17 protein-coding genes and 1 pseudogene are annotated in these 20,823 nt (G+C 64.8%); 6 read left to right on the forward strand and 12 right to left on the reverse strand.

Going from position 1 to position 20,823, the window contains the following annotated elements:
- Nucleotides 1–133 precede the first annotated feature (133 nt).
- Both DK261_RS33860 and DK261_RS33865 read right to left on the reverse strand, forming a co-directional pair.
- The gene (locus DK261_RS33860; protein ID WP_232539795.1) at nt 134–565 is read right to left on the reverse strand and encodes a methyl-accepting chemotaxis protein; all 432 of its coding nucleotides are present in this window, start codon (nt 563–565) and stop codon (nt 134–136) included.
- A 108-nt stretch (nt 566–673) separates the two neighbouring features.
- Nucleotides 674–1,498 (reverse strand): annotated as a pseudogene (locus DK261_RS33865) (PAS domain-containing protein); the annotation flags it as partial.
- A 166-nt stretch (nt 1,499–1,664) separates the two neighbouring features.
- Between DK261_RS33865 and DK261_RS09925 the strand changes: the two are divergent.
- Nucleotides 1,665–2,174 (forward strand): RidA family protein, encoded by a 510-nt coding sequence (locus DK261_RS09925; RefSeq protein WP_110175660.1) that lies wholly within the window; start codon nt 1,665–1,667, stop codon nt 2,172–2,174.
- Here DK261_RS09925 and DK261_RS09930 read toward each other — a convergent pair.
- The gene (locus DK261_RS09930; protein WP_007928829.1) at nt 2,171–2,503 is read right to left on the reverse strand and encodes a DUF2790 domain-containing protein; all 333 of its coding nucleotides are present in this window, start codon (nt 2,501–2,503) and stop codon (nt 2,171–2,173) included. The genes DK261_RS09925 and DK261_RS09930 overlap by 4 nt on opposite strands.
- A 333-nt stretch (nt 2,504–2,836) precedes the next feature.
- Here DK261_RS09930 and DK261_RS09935 point away from each other — a divergent pair, with 333 nt between their 5' ends.
- Entirely contained in the window at nt 2,837–4,165 is a 1,329-nt protein-coding gene (locus DK261_RS09935; protein ID WP_016703633.1) for an OprD family porin, read from the forward strand.
- Between the two features lie 178 nt (nt 4,166–4,343).
- The gene (locus DK261_RS32855) at nt 4,344–4,541 is read left to right on the forward strand and encodes a hypothetical protein (protein WP_146218526.1); all 198 of its coding nucleotides are present in this window, start codon (nt 4,344–4,346) and stop codon (nt 4,539–4,541) included.
- 1,185 nt (nt 4,542–5,726) lie between these two features.
- Here the strand turns inward: DK261_RS32855 and DK261_RS09945 are convergent.
- The 3 genes from DK261_RS09945 to DK261_RS09955 form a co-directional block, all read right to left on the reverse strand.
- Complete coding sequence (locus tag DK261_RS09945; RefSeq protein WP_028684169.1) at nt 5,727–8,891, reverse strand: efflux RND transporter permease subunit; 3,165 nt, start codon at nt 8,889–8,891, stop codon at nt 5,727–5,729.
- A 41-nt stretch (nt 8,892–8,932) separates the two neighbouring features.
- Nucleotides 8,933–10,165, reverse strand: a complete 1,233-nt coding sequence (locus DK261_RS09950) for an efflux RND transporter periplasmic adaptor subunit (RefSeq protein WP_028684168.1) — start codon at nt 10,163–10,165, stop codon at nt 8,933–8,935.
- 205 nt (nt 10,166–10,370) lie between these two features.
- Nucleotides 10,371–11,636, reverse strand: coding sequence for a TolC family protein (locus tag DK261_RS09955; RefSeq protein WP_110175661.1), 1,266 nt, complete (start codon nt 11,634–11,636; stop codon nt 10,371–10,373).
- Nucleotides 11,637–12,038: 402 nt separating this feature from the next.
- Here DK261_RS09955 and DK261_RS09960 point away from each other — a divergent pair, with 402 nt between their 5' ends.
- Nucleotides 12,039–12,713, forward strand: coding sequence for a heavy metal response regulator transcription factor (locus DK261_RS09960; protein ID WP_009050855.1), 675 nt, complete (start codon nt 12,039–12,041; stop codon nt 12,711–12,713).
- Nucleotides 12,714–12,866: 153 nt separating this feature from the next.
- On the opposite strand, the gene DK261_RS09965 is transcribed toward DK261_RS09960, so the two are convergent.
- From DK261_RS09965 to DK261_RS09980, 4 genes are all read right to left on the reverse strand, one after another.
- A complete protein-coding gene (locus tag DK261_RS09965; RefSeq protein WP_028684166.1) occupies nt 12,867–13,772 on the reverse strand; it encodes a cation diffusion facilitator family transporter in 906 nt (301 codons plus the stop codon).
- A gap of 117 nt (nt 13,773–13,889) precedes the next feature.
- Nucleotides 13,890–14,438, reverse strand: coding sequence for a UDP-4-amino-4,6-dideoxy-N-acetyl-beta-L-altrosamine N-acetyltransferase (gene pseH / locus DK261_RS09970; protein ID WP_009050857.1), 549 nt, complete (start codon nt 14,436–14,438; stop codon nt 13,890–13,892).
- A 62-nt stretch (nt 14,439–14,500) separates the two neighbouring features.
- Nucleotides 14,501–14,953, reverse strand: a complete 453-nt coding sequence (locus DK261_RS09975) for a hypothetical protein (protein WP_038635154.1) — start codon at nt 14,951–14,953, stop codon at nt 14,501–14,503.
- Between the two features lie 284 nt (nt 14,954–15,237).
- Entirely contained in the window at nt 15,238–16,560 is a 1,323-nt protein-coding gene (locus DK261_RS09980) for an MFS transporter (protein WP_110175662.1), read from the reverse strand.
- A 170-nt stretch (nt 16,561–16,730) separates the two neighbouring features.
- On the opposite strand from DK261_RS09980, the gene panB reads away from it, so the two are divergent.
- The gene (gene panB / locus DK261_RS09985) at nt 16,731–17,546 is read left to right on the forward strand and encodes a 3-methyl-2-oxobutanoate hydroxymethyltransferase (RefSeq protein ID WP_038575781.1); all 816 of its coding nucleotides are present in this window, start codon (nt 16,731–16,733) and stop codon (nt 17,544–17,546) included.
- Here the strand turns inward: panB and DK261_RS09990 are convergent.
- Both DK261_RS09990 and DK261_RS09995 read right to left on the reverse strand, forming a co-directional pair.
- Nucleotides 17,534–18,916: a PLP-dependent aminotransferase family protein gene (locus DK261_RS09990; RefSeq protein WP_038575780.1), complete on the reverse strand. Its 1,383-nt coding sequence runs from the start codon at nt 18,914–18,916 to the stop codon at nt 17,534–17,536. The genes panB and DK261_RS09990 overlap by 13 nt on opposite strands.
- A 4-nt stretch (nt 18,917–18,920) precedes the next feature.
- The gene (locus DK261_RS09995; RefSeq protein ID WP_023967483.1) at nt 18,921–19,154 is read right to left on the reverse strand and encodes a Pathogenicity locus; all 234 of its coding nucleotides are present in this window, start codon (nt 19,152–19,154) and stop codon (nt 18,921–18,923) included.
- Between the two features lie 114 nt (nt 19,155–19,268).
- Here DK261_RS09995 and DK261_RS10000 point away from each other — a divergent pair, with 114 nt between their 5' ends.
- Nucleotides 19,269–20,687: a short-chain fatty acid transporter gene (locus DK261_RS10000; RefSeq protein WP_009050863.1), complete on the forward strand. Its 1,419-nt coding sequence runs from the start codon at nt 19,269–19,271 to the stop codon at nt 20,685–20,687.
- Nucleotides 20,688–20,823 lie beyond the last annotated feature (136 nt).

Raw genomic sequence — 20,823 nt, forward strand, 5'->3', positions numbered from 1 at the left:
CAGGAAACTTCCTAACGGCACACCGGTGCAAAGCGCACAGGCATCGGGGCAGATCGTGGCCACCGACCTGGCGGCCACTTGCCCCCCAACGTCACGGCCTGGAACAGGCCTGACGCCGGATCAGGGACAAGACTCAGTTCGACAGCTGGCTGGCGAACTGGCCGACGGCATTCACCACCTTCTGCGCGCCGTCCTGGATCTCGACGATCACCGTGCCGGCTTCGGCGGCCAGGGCCAGGCCCTGCTCGGCCTGGGCCTTGCCATCGGTCATCAGGGCCACGGCCTCGCGCGCCATGTCCTGGTTCTGGCGCACCACGCCGACGATTTCGTCGGTGGCCTTGCTGGTGCGCGAGGCCAGTTGCCGGACCTCGTCGGCCACCACGGCAAAGCCGCGCCCCTGTTCACCGGCGCGCGCTGCTTCGATGGCCGCGTTGAGCGCCAGCAGGTTGGTCTGCTCGGCGATGCCGCTGATGGTCTTGACGATGGTGCCGATCACCAGCGACTGCTCGTTCAGCGCCTCGATGCCTTCGCCGGCCTGCTGCATGTGCTTGGCCAGGTCGCGCATCACGTTCACCGCCTCGGTCACCACGGTGGTGCCGCGCTGGGCGCTGTTGTCGGTTTGCAGCGAGGTGCTGTAGGCGATGTTCGCCGCCTCGGCGACGGCCTGCTCCTGGTTCACCTGGTCGGTGATCACGGTGGCGAACTTCACCACCTTGTAGAGCCGGTTGTTGGCATCGACCACCGGGTTGTAGGAGGCCTCGAGCCAGACCACGCGACCGTAGCTGTCGATGCGTTTGAACCGCCCGGCGACGAACTCGCCGGCGTTCAGGCGCTTCCAGAACGCCTGGTACTCGGCGCTGTTGTATTCCTCGGGTTCGCAGAAGGTGCGGTGATGCTTGCCCTGGATTTGCGCCAGGTTGTAGCCCATGGCGTTGAGGAAACGCTCGTTGGCCGTCAGCACGTTGCCGTTGAGGTCGAACTCGATCACCGCCGTGGAACGGACCAGCGCGCCGATCAGGTTCTCGTGCTCGCGCGACGCTTCGATGGTGCGGGTCAGGTCGCTGGAGTAAATCGAAAAATGCTTGATCCGCCCCTGGGAATCGCGGACCGGCTGGGAGATCGAGCGCAGCCAGGCTTCCTGGCCGTTGCCGCGCAGCAGGCGTACTGCGCCGGCAAAGTGTTCGCCACGGGTCAGCGTCGCCTTGAAACGGTGGTGGAACTCATCGGCCTTGACGTGGGCCGGCACGATGTCCTCGATGTGGCGGCCGACCAGTTCGCTGCCCCTGTAGAGCATTTCCTGGTTGAAGTTGTCGTTGGCCGAAAGAATGCGTCCATCGGGATCGAGAATCAGCACCAGCATCTCGCTGTCGAGGCTGTCCTTCACTTGCTGGAGGCTCGAGAGTTCTTCGCGTAGAGCCGACAGCTCTTGCTTCAAGCTTTTGTTGAACATGGGATGCACCGATGGGCAGTAATAGTGGGCAGCATTGTCTCTAGCCATCGGCGCTCGGGTATTTTTCTGAAGACCCTATAAGACATATCCGACCAAAAAACTTTGAAACGCCTCAGGCCCCGGCCCTGCTGGGCTTTAACCCATGCTCAAAGGTTCGGAAGAGGGGCTATAGTCGTGCTCTGGAAAATCAACGGCAATCGACGGAGTGCAATCCATGGAGGCTTCACGCAAGGCCCTGTTCGACCAGGTGGCGGCCCGCCTGGGACACGCTTTCGACGGTGAAATGCGCATCGGCGGCAACTACGTGCCCGCGGTGCAGAACGGCGACGAGGTATACGTCAGCGGGCAGATCCCGCGCATCGACAACAGCGTAAGGGTGACCGGGAGGGTCGGTGGCGATGTGTCGCTGGAGGACGGCCGATATGCCGCACGTATTTGCACCATGCGCTCCCTGGCGATCCTCGCTCAGTTGCTGGGTGATCTGCAGCGGGTGAAAAAAGTCCTGCGGCTCAACGTCTATGTGCAAAGCGCCGCCGACTTCACCCAGCAGAGTGAAGTCGCCGACGCGGCCTCCGAAGTGCTCTATTCGATCTTTGCCGAGGCCGGGGTGCACACCCGCACGTCCCTCGGGGTCTATCAACTGCCGAAGAATGCCGCGGTGGAAATCGACATGATCGTCGCCCTCGAACCGCTTCCCGCGCCCCATGAGGACACCGAGGATTAACTACCATTGGTGCGGCACTGGCCCATCACCTGATACTCAACGGTCTTGAGCTGTCCGGCCGAATCCTCATAGGTCATGCGTGACGGCACCGGATTGCAGGCCTTGGCCGGCGGCGTCACGTTGACCACCTTCTGGATGTCCAGGGGCATGCCGTAGCGATAGTTTTCCACCACCGGCGCCTCCTTGCCCTGCTTCGCCGCGTAGGCCGCCATGGCCTTCTCGTTCGCCTGCATGGCGCGGTCGAAGGTGCGGTCGCCGCCGCCCTCGGCCATGGCCAGGGACGAAATGGAAAGTACCAACGCGGCGATACTCAATTTAAATAACTTCATGACTGCTTCCTCGTTTTGGTTAGTTGCAACGAGGATAACCAGACGACCCTGTCAGGAAGATCACGCGTACATTACTTATATGTAATAAAACCCAGACCACTTCTTACCCTTGAGCAAACCCCATATAAAACAAGGCCTCCAGCCAAAACAAAGAACAACTTACAACTTTTATCCTTGCAGAATTGTAATAAGCGGGTCACCTCCGCGTTATCTGTTGTTTGCAACTATCGATGTTGACTCCAGCCGTTAACCAGACGGTTCGCGAGTACAACTAACAAGAACGCCCCAGGCGACATAACAGCTGATAGCTGCCCATATCCAGGAGCAAACAACATGCGCATTCAAACCCGCTGGTCCCTGTCCGTGTTTTCCGCGGTACTGGGGCTCGGCCCCTTGGCCGTGAACGCGGCAGACGACCAGCCCGAAGGTTTTATCGAAGGCAGCAGCCTCAACGTGCTGGCCCGCAACTACTACTTCAATCGCGACGATCGCAAGGGCCAGTCCAGCCCCACCGGCAACGGTTATTCCGAAGCCTGGGCCCAGGGGCTGATCGGCAAGTTCGAATCCGGCTTCACCCAGGGCAGCGTCGGTTTCGGCCTCGATGCCTTTGCCATGTATGGCCTCAAGCTCGACTCCGGCACCGGCCGCAGCGGCGGACGCGGATCCTTCAACATGCTGCCGGTGGACAGCGACAACCACCCGGCCGACAACTACAGCAAGGTCGGCGGCGCGGCGAAAATGCGCCTGCTCGACACGGTGATCAAGGTCGGCGACGTCTTCCCGAAAACCCCGGTGGTGCACTACGGTGATTCGCGCCTGCTGCCGGAGAGCTTTCGCGGGGCCACCTTCGAGAACACCAGCATCGACGGCCTGAGTGTCCAGGGCGGACGCCTGCACAGCATGAGCCAGCCCGACAGCAGCAGCCTGCGCGACGGTTTCGCCACTTTCTATGCCGGCAAGGTCGACTCGCCCTGGGTCGCCTACTTCGGCGGCGACTACAGCCTGAACAAGCACCTCAGCGTCAGCCTCTACAGCAGCCGCCTGAAGGATGCCTGGGACCAGTACTACTTCGGCACCGCGGCCACCTGGCCGATCTCCGACGAGCTTTCGCTGTTTGCCGGGTTCAACTATTACAAGGCGGTGGACGAGGGCAAGAAGCTGCTCGGCGAGTTCAATAACAACATCTGGAGCGCCAAGGTCGGCGCCACCTATGGCGCCCACACCCTGTCGCTGTCGCACCAGCGCAACAACGGCGACGACGACTTCGATTACCTGCGCCAGTCGGACTCGATCTTCCTCGACAACTCGATCCAGTACAGCGACTTCAACTCGCCGAAGGAGCGTTCGTGGATGGTCCGCTACGACCTCGACATGCAGCCCCTGGGCATTCCCGGCCTGTCGTTCATGACCCGCTACGGCAAAGGCAGCGACGCCGACTACAGCAATGCCAACGCGGTCTACATGCGCCGTGATGCGGACGGCAATCCGCTGACCGACCAGCGTCGCTGGGAACGCGATATCGAAGCCAAGTACGTGGTGCAGGGCGGCACCCTCAAGGACCTGTCGCTGCGCATCCGCCAGGCCACCGTACGCTCCAGCAGCTTCGAGTCCGACCTGGAGGAATTCCGCCTGATCGTCGAGTACCCGCTGGCCATTCTTTAAACCTTTGCGCCGGGCGGGTGCGAGGCCCGCCCGACGTTAAAACTTCTTCACAGACGCCCATCTTTCAGAACTGTAATATCGCCCTCACCTTCTCGTCAGGTTGGCCTTCGTATACTTGCCCCCATGCCCGAGCCGACAGCGCTTCGCTAGCGGCCAGCCACTTGCGGGAGATCATGTCTTGAAGCCTGCCCACCTGACTCCGCCTGGCCAGCCCAGCACGCTCCCCAGCGACAACGGCAGCGAACGCGCCAGGCATGCCCTGGAACAATTCTGGCTCGGCCAGCAACAGTACAACGGCGAAAAGAACCACGACGGCGCAACCAACGCCGCCCCCCACAGAACCCCAGGGCCCCAGGCGTGCACAGCCTCCCGCTGACACCGGCCCACCCCGAGCACATTCATCTCTGAAGCGTTTTTTCGAATGCTCCTTTGGAAAGAGATGAATTTTTAGCGTCCCGCATGGGGCGCTTTTTTTTGCCCCGACGCCCCCTGTAGCCCGGTCACACAGTCGATGTAGCCGCTGCCGAAGGCTGCGATGGTCCGGGCCACGCTGGTCGCAGGACCTCCTGCGCGTCCAAGAGCAGCGCCCGCTTCGCGGTCGATCGCAGCCTCGCGGTGCTCGGCAGCGGCTACAGGGGGGTAACCCGATAGTTCGGTACACGCGATCGGTGTAGCCGCTGCCGCAGGCTGCGATGGTCGCAGGACCTTCTGCGAGCTCAAGAGCAGCGCCCGCTTCGCGGTCGATCGCAGCCTCGCGGTGCTCGGCAGCGGCTACAGGGGGTAACCCGATAGTTCGGTGCACGCAATCGGTGTAGCCGCTGCCGAAGGCTGCGATAGGTCCGCAGGACCTTCTGCGAGCCCAAGAGCAGCGCCCGCTTCGCGGTCGATCGCAGCCTCGCGGTGCTCGGCAGCGGCTACAGGGGAATAAATAGCCCCAATAGCCCGGTCACGCAGTCGATGTAGCCGCTGCCGAAGGCTGCGATGGTCCGAAGGACCTCCTGCGCGCCCAAGAGCAGCGCCCGCTTCGCAGGCGATCGCAGCCTCGCGGTGCTCGGCAGCGGCTACAGGGGGGCAACCCGATAGTTCGGTGCACGCGATCGGTGTAGCCGCTGCCGAAGGCTGCGATAGGTCCGCAGGACCTCCGGCGCACCCAAGAGCGGCGCCCGCTGCGCGGTCGATCGCAGCCTCGCAGGCTCGGCAGCGGCTACAGGGAACGACCCTATAGTTCGGTACACGCAGTCGATGTAGCCGCTGCCGAAGGCTGCGATAGGTCCGAAGGACCTCCTGCGCACCCAAGAGCGGCGCCCGCTGCGCGGTCGATCGCAGCCTCGCAGGCTCGGCAGCGGCTACAGAGGTGCAACCCGATAGTTCGGTGCACGCGATCGGTGTAGCCGCTGCCGCAGGCTGCGATAGGTCCGCAGGACCTTCTGCGAGTTCAAGAGCGGCGCCCGTTTCGCGGTTGATCGCAGCCTCGCGGTGCTCGGCAGCGGCTACGGGGGCCACATAAACAAAACCCCGCCTGCGCATGACGCAGGCGGGGTTGGGTGAGGCCTATCGCGGGTCAGTCGTTCAGCAGGTCTTGCAGCTCCTGTTCTTCCTCCTTGCGGTGCGCCCAGTGGTACAGCGCCGGCAGCACCAGCAGGGTCAGGGCGGTGGAGGAGATGATGCCGCCGATGACCACGGTGGCCAACGGCCGTTGCACTTCGGCGCCGGTGCCGGTGGCCAGGGCCATGGGGATGAACCCCAGCGATGCCACCAGGGCCGTCATCAGCACCGGGCGCAGGCGGGTCAGCGCGCCTTCGTTGACCGCCGCCGCGAGCATCCGCCCTTCTTCGCGCAGGTTGCGGATAAAGGCGATCATCACCAGGCCGTTGAGCACCGCCACCCCCGACAGCGCGATGAAGCCCACCCCCGCCGAGATCGACAGCGGGATGTCGCGCAGCCACAGGGCCATGATCCCGCCGGTCAGGGCGAAGGGAATCCCGGTGAACACCAGCAGCCCGTCCTTGAGGTTGTTGAACATCATGAACAACAGGCCGAACACCAGCAGCAACGCCACCGGCACCACGATTTCCAGGCGCTTGGAGGCTTCCTGCAACTGTTCGAACTGGCCGCCCCAGGTGATCCAGTAGCCGGTCGGAATCTGCACCTGGTCGCCAATGGCCCGGGTCGCTTCTTCGACGAAGGTGCCCATGTCGCGCCCACGCACGTTGGCGCTGACGATCACCAGGCGCTTGCCGTTCTCGCGGCTGACCTGCGCCGGACCGAGCACCAGGTCGACGCTGGCCACCTCCGAGAGGGCGATGAAACCCAGTTGCCCGTTGACGCTGCCCGCGGCCGCCGCCACCGGAATCAGCAGGCGCGACAGCCCGTCGATATCGGTGCGCTGGGCATCGGACATGCGCACCAGCATATCGAAGCGCCGGTCGCCCTCGTACAGGATGCCCGCCTTGCGCCCGCCCACGGCAATCGCCACGGCGTCCTGCACATCGCCGACGTTGAGGCCGAAACGCGCCGCCTTGTCGCGGTCGACATTCACCGTCAGCACCGGCAGGCCGGTGGTCTGCTGCACCTTCACTTCGGCGGCGCCGTCGATCTTCTGCAAGGTCTGCGAAATCTCTTCGGCGGTCTTGTTCAGCACCTCCATGTCATCGCCGAAGACCTTCACCGCGACATCGCTGCGCACCCCGGAAATCAGTTCGTTGAAGCGCAGCTGGATCGGTTGCGACAGCTCGTAGACGTTACCCGGCAGGCTGTTGCTGACCCGTTCGATGTCGGCAATGATCGCCTCGCGCGACTTGCCCGGGTCTGGCCATTGCTCCTTGGGCTTGAGCATCAGGTAGGCATCGGAGATGTTCGGCGGCATCACGTCCGAGGCGATCTCGGCAGTACCGGTGCGGGCGAACACCCGCTCGATTTCCGGGATCTGCGCCAGCAGGGTCTTCTCCAGGGTCTTCTGCATTTCCACCGACTGAGTGAGGCTGGCGTCGGGCACGCGCATCGCCTGCTGGGCGAAGTCGCCTTCGCTGAGGCTGGGGATGAACTCGCTGCCCATGCGACTGGCCACCAGGCCCGAAACCAGCACACTGAGGAAGGCCAGGGCAAAGGCCAGGGAACGATGGCTCATCACCCAGCGCAGCACCGGCTCGTAGCCACGGCGGGCACCGCGCATGACGAAGTTTTCCTCTTCCTTGACCTTGCCGGTGACGAACAGCGCGATCGCCGCGGGCACGAAAGTCACCGAGAGGATCATCGCCCCCAGCAGAGCGATCACCACGGTGAAGGCCATCGGATGGAACATCTTCCCGGCCACCCCGGACAGGGCAAAGATCGGCAGGTACACCACCATGATGATCAGTTGCCCGTAGATCAGCGCCCGTCGCGCTTCCTTGGCCGCGGCGAAGACTTCGTGCAGGCGTTCGGAACGCGTGAGCATGCGCCCGTGGTGCTGCTGGGCATGGGCCAGGCGGCGGATGGCGTTCTCGACGATGACCACTGCGCCGTCGACGATGATCCCGAAGTCCAGCGCGCCGAGGCTCATCAGGTTGGCGCTGACCTTGTTGGTGAACATGCCGGTGAAGGTGAACAGCATGGCCAGCGGAATCACCATGGCGGTGATCAGCGCGGCGCGGATATTGCCCAGGAACAAAAACAGAATGGCGATGACCAGCAGCGCGCCTTCGATGAGGTTTTTCTTCACCGTGGCCACGGCCTTGTCCACCAGGTTGGTGCGGTCGTACACGGTGACTGCGGTCACGCCCTTGGGCAGCGAGCGATTGATCTCGGCGAGTTTTTCCGCCACCACCCGGGACACCGTGCGGCTGTTTTCCCCCACCAGCATGAACACCGTGCCGAGCACCACTTCGCGACCGTTCTCGGTGGCCGCGCCGGTGCGCAGTTCACGGCCGATGTCCACGGTGGCCACGTTGCTGATGCGGATCGGCGTGCCGTCCACGGTGTTGATCACGATGTTGGCGATGTCCTCGATGGACTTGACCTGCCCCGGCGCGCGGATCAGCAACTGCTGGCCGTTGCGCTCGATATAGCCGGCACCGACGTTGGCGTTGTTGCGCTCCAGGGCGGTCATCAGGTCGCCCAGGGTCAGGTTGTAGGCCGCCAGGCGCCTGGGGTCCGGGGCGATCTGATAGAGCTTGGCGAAGCCGCCGATGGTGTTGATCTCGGCCACCCCCGGCACGTTGCGCAATTGCGGGGCGATGACCCAGTCCTGGATCACCCGCAGGTCGGTCGGGGTGTAGGCCGTGCCGTCTTCCTTGAGCGCGCCCGGCTCGGCTTCCACCGTCCAGAAGAAGATCTCGCCGAGGCCGGTGGAGATCGGCCCCATGCTCGCCTCCACGCCTTCGGGCAGCTGTTCGCGGGCCACTTGCAGGCGCTCGTTGACCAGTTGCCGGGCGAAGTACAGGTCGGTGCCTTCCTTGAAGATCACCGTCACCTGGGACAGGCCCGAGCGCGAGGTCGAGCGGGTCTGCTCCAGGCCCGGCAGGCCGGCCATGGCCACCTCCACCGGATAGGTGATGCGCTGCTCGGTCTCCAGCGGCGAGTAGCCGGGCATGCTGGCGTTGACCTGGACCTGCACGTTGGTGATGTCCGGCACCGCGTCGATCGGCAGTTTCTGGTAGCTGCCGACGCCCACCGCGGCCATCAGCAGCACCGCCAGCAGCACGATGATGCGCTGCTCGATGGCGAATTGAATGATGCGTTCAAACATGGGAAATCACTCTCCTGGGAAGCACTCGCGAATGAGGCGGATCAATGGCCGTGCTCGGCCGAGCCTTTGCCCAGTTCGGACTTGAGGATGAAGCTGCCGGAGGTCGCCACCTGGGCCCCGGCCGGCAAACCTTCGCGGATCTCGACGAAGCCGCCTTCGCTGCCGCCCAGCACCACGGGCGTGGCCTGGAAGCCGTCGGCGACGCGCACGAATACCGAAGGCTTGTCCTCCACGGTCTGGATCGCCTCTTGCGGCACGGTGACACCGGCCTGGTAGGTGTCGGTCGCCACCTGCACCGAAACGAACAGCCCCGGTCGCCAGACATCGTCCGGGTTGGGCACCGTGACCCGCACCGTGGCGGTCCGGGTCTGCTCGCCCAGCAGGCTGCCGACATAGGCCACCGTGCCCTGCACCTGGGTGCCCAGCTCGGTGGATTGCACCCGGACCGGCTTGCCCACCCGGACCTTGTTCAGGTCCTTGGGAAACACGCCGAAGGTGACCCAGACCCGGGACAGGTCGGACAGGGTGAAGGCGGCGCTGGTCTCACCGACCACCTCGCCGACGCTCAGGTGTTTTTCCACCACCACGCCGTCGAACGGCGCGCGCATCTCATAACGGTTGCCGCCCGCCAGCACCGCGCTGCCACTCAGGGCATTCATCTTTTGCCGGGCGTTGTTCAGGGCGATTTCGGCTTCCTGCAGGGTCTGGCGCGCCAGCAGGTAATCCTGCTCGGCGGAGATCTGGTCGACCCACAGCTGGCGCTCGCGCTGGAAGGTGGTGCGCGCCAGCTCGACCCGGCGCTCGGCGGCGGCCAGTTCGCTGCGCTGGTCGGAGATCTGCTGGCTGGCGATCACCGCCAGCAGCTCGCCCTTCTTCACCGTCTGGCCGAGATTGACCGCCACCGACTCCACCACCCCGGCCGCGCGCGGCACGATGTGCGAGGTGCGGTCTTCGTCGAAGCGGATCTCCCCCGGCAGCGTCAGCAAGCTGCTGAGATTGCGCGGGGCGGCCTCGGCCAGCTGAATGTCGGCGGCCTTGATCTGCTCGGCGCTGAGCTCGACCTTGCCCTCTTCCTCGGCATGCCCCTCGCCTTCCGATTGCCCTTCCTCACCTTCCTGATGCGCCTCGCCGTCCTGGTGCGTGTCCGCCTTGGCCGCGGGTTTCGCCTGCGCGGCCACCGGTGCCCCCTGGAACAGGTCCTGCCACATCAACCCGGCCACGCCGAGCGCGACCGCCACGGCCAATGCCAGGGCTGTGCTTCGTTTCTTGTCCATGAATGCTCCTGAAAAAATCGACCCGACACGCCATCCGGTAAACCGGCGCGTCATGAGGTCTGTGGAAAAAAGAAATCGCCGAGCGCTCGATGCAGCTCATGCAGGCACCAGTGGGACGAGCCCTCCTCGACCCGGCCCGGCACTGGCCCGCTGCAATCGGTGACCAGCAGTGCGCCCAGGCACAGCAAGACGAACAACGCGGTTCTCACAGCGTGCGATCGGGGCCGGCGAGATCGCCGTAGATGCGCTCGATGCGCACCCAGGCGTCGGTGGACTGGGCCACCGCGGCGATGTACTGGGTGCGGGCGCTGATCAGCGTGCGCTGGGCGTCGAGCACCTCGATAAAGTTGAACTTGCCCATCTCGAAGCCGCGGGTCGCGGTATCCACCGCGTTTTGCGCGGCCGGCAGGATCACCTGGTTGAACGACTGCACTTCGTTGCTGGCGGTGCTCCACTGATCGAGCGCCAACTTGGTTTCGCTGCGCAGGCGCAGCTCCGCGGCGTTGCGCAAATCCCGGGCCTGATCGGCACGGCGCGCCGCCGACAGCACATTGCCCTGGTTGCGGTTGAACAGTGGAATCGGCATCGACACCCCGACCAGGTTGACCCGCTCACGCACGCTGGCGTCGTACTGGCTGCCCACGCTGATATCGAGGTCGGGAATGCGCTGGGCCTTTTCCAGCCCCAGGGACGCTTCGCGCTGCACCACCTGAATTTCGGCCAGGCGCAGTTCGGTGGTCTGTTGCAGGCGCGCCAGCAATTGCGCCGAAGGCGGCAGCGAGGGCAGCCCGCTGGCCGGCTCCGCGACGGCGCTGAAGTCGGTGGTGGCAGCGCCGGTCACGGTCGCCAGCTGCCGATAGGCGTTGGCCCGATCCATCTCGGCGCGACTCAGCTCCAGGCGTACTTCCGAGAGCTGAACCTGGGCGCGGGTGGCTTCCACGGGTGAGGCTTTGCCCGCACTCACCCGCCCCTTGGCCACCGTCAGCCCGCGCTCGGCCAGGGCCAGGGAGCGCCCGGCCAAGTCGCTGCGTTCCTGGGCCCGCAAGGCACCGTAGAAGGCCGCGATCACATCGGCGCGCAGCTGGTTGCGCTGGCGCTCCAGCTCCAGCGCCGCGGCGTCCTGGGCACGGCTGGCGACATCGATGCGCGCGCCGCGCTTGCCGCCCAGTTCCAGGGTCTGGCTGAGCTTGACAGTGGTGGTGCGCGAGCTGCGGCGAGTGTCCTCGGCGTCCCAGGACAACACCGGATTGGGGATCAATCCCGCCTGCTGCCGGCCACCCTGGGCGATGTCGATTTCCCAGCGCGCGGCCGCCAGTTCGGGGTTGTTGGCAAAGGCACTTGCCAGGGCGTTGTCGAGGCTCAGCACCCGGCTCTCGGCCGCCGCGGCTTCCTGCAGCGAGGCACTGGCCAACAACAGGACGCCGGACAATGCCCCGACTATCCAGGCAAGTTTTTTGATGGTGGTTGGCATAACGCTTTCTGGCCCCTTACCGGTACAGAGTGACGGCGGAGGCTGGACGGCGCGAGGAAATTGAACCGGCACGACGCATCCACACTCCACCCATAAAACAACTAACAGGTGAGTATTTAGTGCCGGCCAAATGTAGCCGTCGGTACTTATCGACAGGGTGGCGCAAAGATTACAAATCCGTTAGCAAACGCTCTGGCACGGGCTTGTGTATTAACATCCGGGCCATCGACCCGAGGGCAAGTGCAATAAACCAACAACTTGAAATATAGAGAAACAACTTCTCCCCGCACGACACTTCGAAAGTTTTAAATCAAGAACTTTGAACGTTGAATCATCCAGCCCGTTACTTCCAACGAAGTTATTGGACTTCCCCACTGCATTAAACACCGAGGCTAATTCAGCATGCGCATTCTGGTGATCGAGGATGAACCGAAAACCGCCGACTACTTGCATCAGGGATTGAGCGAAAGCGGCTACGTCGTCGATTGCGCCAGCAACGGCGCCGACGGCCTGCACCTGACCCGCCAGCACGCCTACGACCTGGTGATTCTCGACGTCAATCTGCCGGAGCTGGACGGTTGGGGGGTGCTGCAGCGCATTCGCCAGAACAGCAATACGCGGATCATGATGCTCACCGCCCAGGGGCGCCTGGTGGACCGGATCAAGGGCCTGGACCTGGGCGCCGACGATTACCTGGTCAAGCCGTTCGAATTCCCCGAGCTGCTGGCGCGGGTGCGCAGCCTGTTGCGGCGCAGCGAGCAGTCGCCGACGCCCGATGTGTTGCGGGTGGCCGACCTGGAACTGGACCAGGGCCGCCACCGGGCGTTTCGCGGCAAACAGCGCATCGACCTGACCACCAAGGAGTTCGCCCTGCTGCACCTGCTGATGCGCCAGAGCGGCGTGGTGCTGTCGCGGACCCAGATCATCTCGTTCGTGTGGGACATGAACTTCGACTGCGACACCAATGTGGTGGAAGTCTCGATCCGCCGCCTGCGGGCCAAGATCGACGACCCGTTCGAAAGCAAACTGATCCACACCCTGCGCGGCGTCGGCTACGTGCTCGAAGAGCGCGACTGAAGCGCTGTAGCCGCTGCCGCAGGCTGCGATGGTCCGGGCCACGCTGGTCGCAGGACCTCCGGCGCACCCAAGAGCGGCGCCTGCTTCGCAGTCGATCGCAGCCTCGCAGGCTCGGCAGCGGCTACAGGGTATGGAGCTCGATACGCCGGGGAATCAATGAACGTGCTCTTCGTGCCCCTGTTCGTGGAAGCCGGCCTGTTCGACCTGGACCGTCACATGGGAGATATCGAAGCGCTCGTGCATCAGCTCGGTGACCTCGGCGAGGATCTGCTGTTCGCTGCGCCGCCCCAGGTCGGCCACCAGGTGTGTGCTCATCACGTTCTTGCCGCTGGTCAGGGCCCACAGGTGCAGGTCGTGCACCTCGGTCACCCCGTCGATGGCGCGGATGCCCTGCTCGACCTCATCGATATCGATGCCGTCCGGCACGCCTTGCAGCAGCACGTTCATGCTCTCCCTGAGCAGCATCCAGGTGCGCGGCAGCACCCAGAAACCGATGGCCGCGGCCACCAGCGAATCGACCCAGCCCCAGCCGGTGTACATGATCACCAAGGCTGCGACGATCACACCGATGGAGCCGAGCATGTCGCTCCAGACCTCCAGGTAGGCGCCCTTGACGTTGAGGCTTTCGGCGCTCGCCGAGGCCAGCAGGCGCATGGAGATCAGGTTGACGATCAACCCCAGCACCGCGATTACCAGCATGCCCGTGGACTGGATTTCCGCCGGCGCGGACAGACGTTGCCAGGCCTCGAACAGGATGTAGAAAGCGACCACGAACAACAGGATGGCGTTGAACGCCGCGGCGAGAATCTCGAAACGTGCATAACCGAAGGTGCGCTTGCGATCGGCCGCGCGCTTGCCAACCTGGATCGCCACCAGGGAGATCGCCAGCGCCAGCGCATCGGTCATCATGTGGGCGGCATCGGACAGCAGCGCCAGGCTGCCGGTGATAAAGGCGCCGATCACCTCGGCGATCATGAAACTGCCGGTCAGCCCCAGGGCCATCCATAACGTGCGTTCGTGTCCGGCCCGAACCTGTCCGTGACTGTGCCCTGCGCCCATGAAAGCCCCCGCCTGTGAAAATCGTCGTGGCTGATGATAGCCGGCCTGGGCAGCGCCCCCCGGCAAAATGACGCAATGGTCATGCCGCTGCCATCTGAGCGTTATGCGTAACGGCTTTCAGCGCCCCAGGCGCGCCATCACCGCGAGCATGCCCGGGCGCTGGGCGGCCCACTCTTCGCGGGTAATGCCGAGCAGCATCACATCGATGCGCTGGCCGTCCTTCTCGACGTTCTGCCGGCGCACGCCCTCGAGGGTGAAACCGAACTTCTGGTGCAGGCGGATCACCGCCTGGTTCAGCGCCAGCACCTCGCAGTTGAGCTTTTCCAGGCCGGCCGCGCCAAAGGCATGGTCGAGCAACCAGAATTCCAGCTGGCTGCCCAGGCCCTTGCCCTGCAAGCCGCTGTCCAGGTAGAAGGCCCAGTCGGCGCTCTTGTGCAGGGCATTGATCGCGTTCAGCGACACCACGCCGCAGGCGACTCCCTCTTGCAGCACCACGAACACCGACTGCCGCGGATTGCCCACCAGCGAGTCGAGCCAGGCACGGTGTTCGGCCTCGGAAATCTCGTGGGAGGTGTACATGTACTTGCGCACGTCCGGCTGGTTGCGCAGCTCGCGCACACGCGCCTGCACCTGTGCGCAAGTTTCGAGTATCGGCACGACCTGCATGCGGGGCTCCTGGTCTGAAACGGATGCCGCACAGCCTAGGGGCAACGGTGCCCGGCGGCAATTCAAAAGATCCCGCTACCCGGCGCGGACTTGCGCCGGCGCAGCGCATGCAGGCCCAGGCACACCAGGCTGGTGCCGAACGCCATGATCAATATGCCCTGCGGCGTCTCGCGCTCGCGGCGGCTGTCCAGGCATTCCATGGCGTTGGCGCATTGCGCGATGCACAGCTCCTCGCCATCGAGGGTGCAGCTCAGCACCGCATCGCGCAGGTGGGTGAAGCTCAGCGTGCGCCCCAGGATCTGGTCATGGCCGACGTTCAGATAGCTGATGCCACGAACCACCTTGAGCCGGGTGTATTCGCCACTGTCCGCATCCTCTATCAGCATCCCGCCACGGTCGGCATACAGCACCTTGCCGCTGAGGGATTCGATGTTGGCACCCTCCAACCCATAGTCGACAAAGTTGAAGATCCACAGCTGAAGCAGGGTCATGAACAGGCCAATGGCAAAGGACAACCATGCCGCCTGCAGCAGCGGGGGCAGCGTGGAGAAATCACGCAGGGAACAAAGGACGGACCGGATCAAGGCAGCTCCCGAAAACTGGCGCGTGGACCGCGCGCTTTTTTTCGAGAGATTAGCGGGTAAATGGGCCTTGGCTAAGCACAACATTCAACGGTATTGCCCGGGTTAAACCGCAGGCTGGCGGCGAAGGCTCTAGCCCGCGCGCGCCGGCGCCTGCAGGTATTTCCGGAGGTGAAATTTTTCCCCTGCGGGAGCGCTCGCCTGCTCGCGAAAGAGCCTCAGGACCCCGCACAAACCCCAGGCACCGCACTCCCCGTCAGCCTCGGCATGCGCGCCCCGAAATACCCGGCGCTGATGACCCCGACCGCGCCCATCACCGCGCAGTACATCACGCAGACCCACGGGCTCCAGGGCATCAGGCCGATCAGCAGCAAGGGCGTGGTGCTCGCCCACAGCGCGTAGGCGATGTTGTAGGTAAAGGAGATGCCGGACACGCGGATCCGCGCCGGAAACAACCCGACCATCACCGACGGCACCGCGCCCACCACGCCGCAGCCGAGGCCGGCGATGGCGTAGGCCAGGCCGACCCAGTCGCCGCCGCCGATCAGGCAGCCGTAGAGCAGGCCGATGCCCAGCGGCAGCAGCAGGCTGTAGAGCATCACCGTGCGCCAGGCGCCGATGCGGTCGACGACCAGCCCGGCCAGCACGCAACCGAGATTCAGGAACACGATGCCCAGGCTGCTCAGGGCGAAGGTGTGGCTGGCGCTCATGCCGAAGGTTTTCTGCATCATGGTCGGGGTGATGACCACGAACACCACCACCGCGGAGGTCAGCACGCAGGTGAGAATCGCCGCCGGCAACAGCGCCAGGCGATGCTCGCGCAGCACGGTGCGCAGCGGCAGCTCGACGGCGCTGTCGCGCTGCTCCTGCATGGCCATGAACACCGGGGTTTCGCTGAGCCAGCGGCGCAGCCAGACGCCGATCACGCCGAACACCCCACCGAGCAGGAACGGATAACGCCAGGCGTGATCGAGGATTTCCGCCGGGGTGAAGAGTTGCGCCAGCAGGGTCGCGGTCAGCGCGCCGATCAGGTAGCCGAAGGTCAGCCCGGCCTGCAGAAAGCCCAGGGCATAACCGCGATGGCCGGCCGGCGCATGCTCGGCGACGAACACCCAGGCGCTCGGCACCTCACCGCCCACCGCCGCGCCTTGCAGCACCCGCAGCGCCAGCAGCAACAACGGCGCGAAATAACCGATCTGCGCGTAGGTCGGCATGATGCCGATCAGCAGGCACGGCAGGGCCATCATCAGGATGCTCAGGCTGAACACCTTCTTGCGCCCCAGGCGGTCGGCGAAGTGCGCCATGAGAATGCCGCCCAGCGGCCGCGCCAGGTAACCGGTGACGAAGATCCCGAAGCTCTGCAACAGTCGCAGCCACTCGGGCATTTCCGGCGGGAAGAACAGCTGGCTCAGGGTCAGGGCGAAAAATACGAAGATGATGAAATCGTAGATTTCCAGGGCGCCGCCCAGTGCCGCCAGGCCCAGGGTCTTGTAGTCGGACCGGGAAAACGGCGCCGGCCGCGCGTCAGGGGTGAAGGACATAAAGCCACTCGATCTTGGGCAGAATTCAAGGCGCCCATGGTCTACGCAAACGCCGCGAGGGACAACCGCAACACCCTCCTGGGTCGGTTTTTAGGGGTTTCCTGTGCATTGAATCGGCGCCGCGGACGCCAATAATCGGCGACTTTCCCACCCGCAACAGGAAAGCCGCCATGAGCATCCATACCCGCAGCAAACGCCTGACCGTGCCGCAACTGGTGGCCATGAAAGGCCAGCAGAAGATCGTCTCCCTGACCGCCTACACCAGCCACATGGCGCGGCTGATGGACCCGTTCGTCGATTTCGTGCTGATCGGCGACTCCACGGCCATGGTCGGCTACGGCCGCACCTCCACCCTGGACATGAGCCTGGAAGAGATCATCGGCCACACCCGCGCCGTGGTCGCCAGTACCCGGCTGGCCTGCGTGATCGCCGACATGCCGTTCGGCAGTTACCAGGAATCGCCGCAACAGGCCTACCGCAACTGTGCCGAGGTGCTGGCGCGCACTGGCTGTGATGCGCTCAAGCTCGAAGGTGGACAGGCCCTGGCGCCGACTGTGGAGTTCCTGGTGCAGCGCGGGATTCCGGTGATGGCCCATATCGGCCTGATGCCCCAGTACGTGAATGTCATGGGCGGCTTCAAGGCCCAGGGCCTGAACGACACCACCGCCCAGGCCATCGAGGCCGACGCCCGCGCCCATCTCGAAGCCGGGGCGTTCAGCCTGCTGCTGGAAGGGGTGGCGGAAAACCTCGCGCGGCGCATCAGCGACTTCTCGCCGATGCCGACCATCGGCATCGGCGCCTCCCCCGCCTGTGACGGCCAGGTGCTGGTGACCGAAGACCTGCTGGGCCTGGGCGGGCCCCAGGTGCCGCGCTTCGTCAAACAGTACGCCGATGTCGGCGCGCTGATCAGCCAGGCCTGCGAGCAGTTCGCCGCCGAGGTGCGCGACGGCCGCTTCCCCGAGGCGCGGCACTGCTACGGCGTTTGATCGATGGCCCGGGCCAGCCGTTGCACGGCGCCAGCGATGTCCTGGCGCCAGTCGAGGGTGAAGCTCAGGCGCAGGTGATGGCGCCAGAGCCCTTGCTGGCTGAACATCTGCCCCGGGGCGATGACGATGCCCTGGCCCAGCAGCTGTTCATAGACCTGGGCCATATCCACCGGGCGCGTGGCCTCGGCCCACAGGGTCGCGCCGCCGGCCGGGGTGACCACGCGCAGCTGCTCGGCGGCGTGTTCGGCCAGCAGCGCCTGCATCTGCCCCAGGCGTTCGCGCAGCAGGCCACGCAACTGAACCAGATGCTGATCGACACGACCACTGCCCAGCAGCTTGGCCACGGCCTTCTGGCGGATCGGTGACAGGCGGAACGCGCGCTCGAGAAAATGCCGCTGCAAGCGCGCGCCCTGGCCCCGACACAGCACATAGCTGAAGGGAGCCTCGGAACCGATCAGCTTGTCGAAGGTGGAAAACACCAGCAGCCGCTCGGGATCGGCGTAATCGCGATACCGCGCCGGCTCCGGGGTGAAGCAGAACTCGCCATAGCTGTCATTTTCCAACAGCCAGATGCCGCGCTCCCCCAGCCAGCGGCACAGCTGCTGTTTATCCGCCGCGGGCATCAGGCTGCCGTGGGGTGTATTCAAGGTCGAGGACAGCAGCGCCAGGCGCACCGGCTCGCGTTGCAGCACCTCATGCAGCCGCTGGCGATCGAAACGCCCTTCGGCATCCAGCGGCAGCTCGATCACGCGGATCTTCGCCGCCTGCAATTGCCGCAGGATCGCCCAGGAACAAGGCGACTCCACCAGGGCGACGCTGCCATTCAGCTCCAGGGCATCCAGCGACAACGCCAGCACCGCGCGCAGGTCGGTGCCGAGGAACACCTGTTCGGCCTGCCAGTAATCCGTGGTCGAGCGGGTGTAACGCTCGGCCAGCGCCGTGCGCAGCTCCGCCTCGCCAAACGGCTGGTACAGCGGCGCCTGGGAGCGCGGGTACTGGCGCACCAGCTCGCGCTCGGCCGTCAACAGGGGATTGTCCAGGGACAGCAACATCGCCGGCGCATCGCTGCACAGCGCCAGCATTCCGGGCTGGCGGGCGTAGGCATAGACCCTGTCCAGCAAGTGCGTATCCGGCGCCAGCCCTGGCGCCGGCACGGGGCGACTGAAGTAGCCCTGCTTGGGCCGGGCGTAGATCCGCCCTTCATCTTCGAGCAAAGCGTAGGCGTACTTGGTGGTGGAGACCGAGACCTTGAGGCGCTGGGCCAGGGCGCGCAATGACGGCAGGCGCTGCTCGGCCGCACTGGCGCCATCCAGCCACTCCACCAGGTAGCGGTAGACGGCCTGATAGGCGAAAGGCGTTTCGCGGCTCACCGCCTCAGGCGCCCTTGGCCAGGGCGATCGCCGCCTGGATCGCCGCGCGGGCCTGGGGGCTGTTTTTCCAGCAGCTGGAGCCGACCAGGGCCGAGGCCTGAGTGACGATATCCAGGGCATCGGCCCGGGCCAGCCGGGCGAGGGAATCGATGCCCAGTTGTTCGAGGCGGGCGACCACGGTTTCGCCGACACCCTTGACCTTGAGCAGCGCCTGGCGTTCTTCGAGCGGGAATGGCATGTACTTCAATCCTTTGCAGTGGGTACCAATTGCCGCATTCTTGCACAGTTTTCGGCCGCCCCAGCCTGAGGCGACCGACCTCCTGACAATCATAAAAAGACTTGAGGTATCGACGTGTCCACAGACATTGAAGACAGCCGCTCCGCCCGTTTTGCCCTGCGCTGCTCGAACTGGGCCGAGCGCTGGTTCCCCGACTCCTGGGTGTTCGCCGCGCTGGCGGTGGTCATAGTCGCCCTGGCCACCATGGCCATGGGCGCCAAGCCCACCGACACCGCCATGGCCTTCGGCGACGGCTTCTGGAGCCTGATCCCCTTCACCATGCAGATGGCCTTCGTGGTCATCGGCGGCTATGTAGTCGCCAGCTCGCCGCCGGCGGTGAAGCTGATCGACAAACTGGCGCGCATCCCGAAGAACGGCCGTTCCGCCGTGGCCTGGGTAGCGCTGATCTCCATGGTCGCCTCCTTGCTCAACTGGGGCCTGTCCCTGGTGTTCGGCGGCTTGCTGGTGCGCGCCCTGGCCCGGCGTACCGAGCTGCGCATGGACTACCGCGCCGCTGGCGCCGCGGCCTACCTGGGCCTGGGCGCGGTCTGGGCCCTGGGCCTGTCGTCGTCCGCCGCGCAATTGCAGGCCAACCCCGGCAGCCTGCCGCCGTCGATCCTGTCGATCACCGGGGTGATTCCATTCACCCAGACCATCTTTCTCTGGCAGTCCGGCGTGTTGCTGCTGGCCTTGGTCGTGGTCTCGCTGGTCATCGCCTACGCCACCGCGCCCGGCCCGAACTCGGCGCGCGACGCCAAGGCCTGCGGCATCGACCCGAGCTTCAGCATGCCCAAGCCACAACCGCGCACGCGCCCCGGCGAGTGGCTGGAATACAGCCCGCTGCTGACCATTCTGCTGGCCTTGCTGGCGGCCGGCTGGCTCTACCACGAGTTCGCCACCAAGCCGGCGATCACCGCGATTTCCGGGCTCAACACCTATAACTTCCTGTTCCTGATGCTCGGCGCGCTGCTGCACTGGCGCCCGCGCAGCTTCCTCGAAGCGGTGGCCCGCGCCGTGCCGACCACCACCGGGGTGCTGATCCAGTTCCCGCTGTACGGCTCCATTGCGGCCTTGCTGACCGTGGTCAAGGGTGTCGACGGCCAGACCCTGGCCCACCATATCTCGACCTTCTTCGTGCAGATCGCCTCCCACGACACCTACGCACTGCTGATGGGCATCTACTCGGCGGTACTGGGCTTCTTCATTCCCTCGGGCGGCGGCAAGTGGATCATCGAGGCGCCCTACGTGATGCAGGTGGCCAATGACCTGCAATACCACCTGGGCTGGGCGGTGCAGATCTACAACGCCGCCGAGGCGCTGCCGAACCTGATCAACCCCTTCTACATGCTGCCGCTGCTGGGGGTGCTGGGGCTCAAGGCGCGGGACCTGATCGGTTTTTCCTTCGTCCAGTTGCTGGTGCACGCGCCGCTGGTGCTGGTGCTGCTGTGGGCATTGGGCACCACGCTGAGCTATATGCCACCCGTGGCGCCGTAATCTTTTGCGGGCGGCTCGTTTCTCTGCGGGAGCGAGCTGGTTCGCGACAGACTGCGCAGTGGTCGCAAAAGCTGCCACCGCGCTTTACCTGGAGAAAATCATTGCCCGGATGGATGCCATCGCGGGCAAGCCTCGC

The sequence above is a fragment of the Pseudomonas sp. RW409 genome, assembly GCF_003184125.1.
Taxonomy (GTDB): Bacteria; Pseudomonadota; Gammaproteobacteria; order Pseudomonadales; family Pseudomonadaceae; genus Aquipseudomonas; species Aquipseudomonas chlororaphis_I.

Coding starts and splice junctions, on each gene's coding strand:
- DK261_RS09935 (WP_016703633.1), top strand. CDS start 2,837: ATGCGCATTCAAACCCGCTGGTCCCTGTCCGTGTTTTCCGCGGTACTG.
- DK261_RS09965 (WP_028684166.1), bottom strand. CDS start 13,772: ATGGGCGCAGGGCACAGTCACGGACAGGTTCGGGCCGGACACGAACGC.
- DK261_RS09980 (WP_110175662.1), bottom strand. CDS start 16,560: ATGTCCTTCACCCCTGACGCGCGGCCGGCGCCGTTTTCCCGGTCCGAC.
- pseH (WP_009050857.1), bottom strand. CDS start 14,438: ATGCAGGTCGTGCCGATACTCGAAACTTGCGCACAGGTGCAGGCGCGT.
- DK261_RS09925 (WP_110175660.1), top strand. CDS start 1,665: ATGGAGGCTTCACGCAAGGCCCTGTTCGACCAGGTGGCGGCCCGCCTG.
- DK261_RS09960 (WP_009050855.1), top strand. CDS start 12,039: ATGCGCATTCTGGTGATCGAGGATGAACCGAAAACCGCCGACTACTTG.
- DK261_RS09995 (WP_023967483.1), bottom strand. CDS start 19,154: ATGCCATTCCCGCTCGAAGAACGCCAGGCGCTGCTCAAGGTCAAGGGT.
- DK261_RS33860 (WP_232539795.1), bottom strand. CDS start 565: ATGCGCGACCTGGCCAAGCACATGCAGCAGGCCGGCGAAGGCATCGAG.
- panB (WP_038575781.1), top strand. CDS start 16,731: ATGAGCATCCATACCCGCAGCAAACGCCTGACCGTGCCGCAACTGGTG.
- DK261_RS09945 (WP_028684169.1), bottom strand. CDS start 8,891: ATGTTTGAACGCATCATTCAATTCGCCATCGAGCAGCGCATCATCGTG.
- DK261_RS09930 (WP_007928829.1), bottom strand. CDS start 2,503: ATGAAGTTATTTAAATTGAGTATCGCCGCGTTGGTACTTTCCATTTCG.
- DK261_RS09955 (WP_110175661.1), bottom strand. CDS start 11,636: ATGCCAACCACCATCAAAAAACTTGCCTGGATAGTCGGGGCATTGTCC.
- DK261_RS09950 (WP_028684168.1), bottom strand. CDS start 10,165: ATGGACAAGAAACGAAGCACAGCCCTGGCATTGGCCGTGGCGGTCGCG.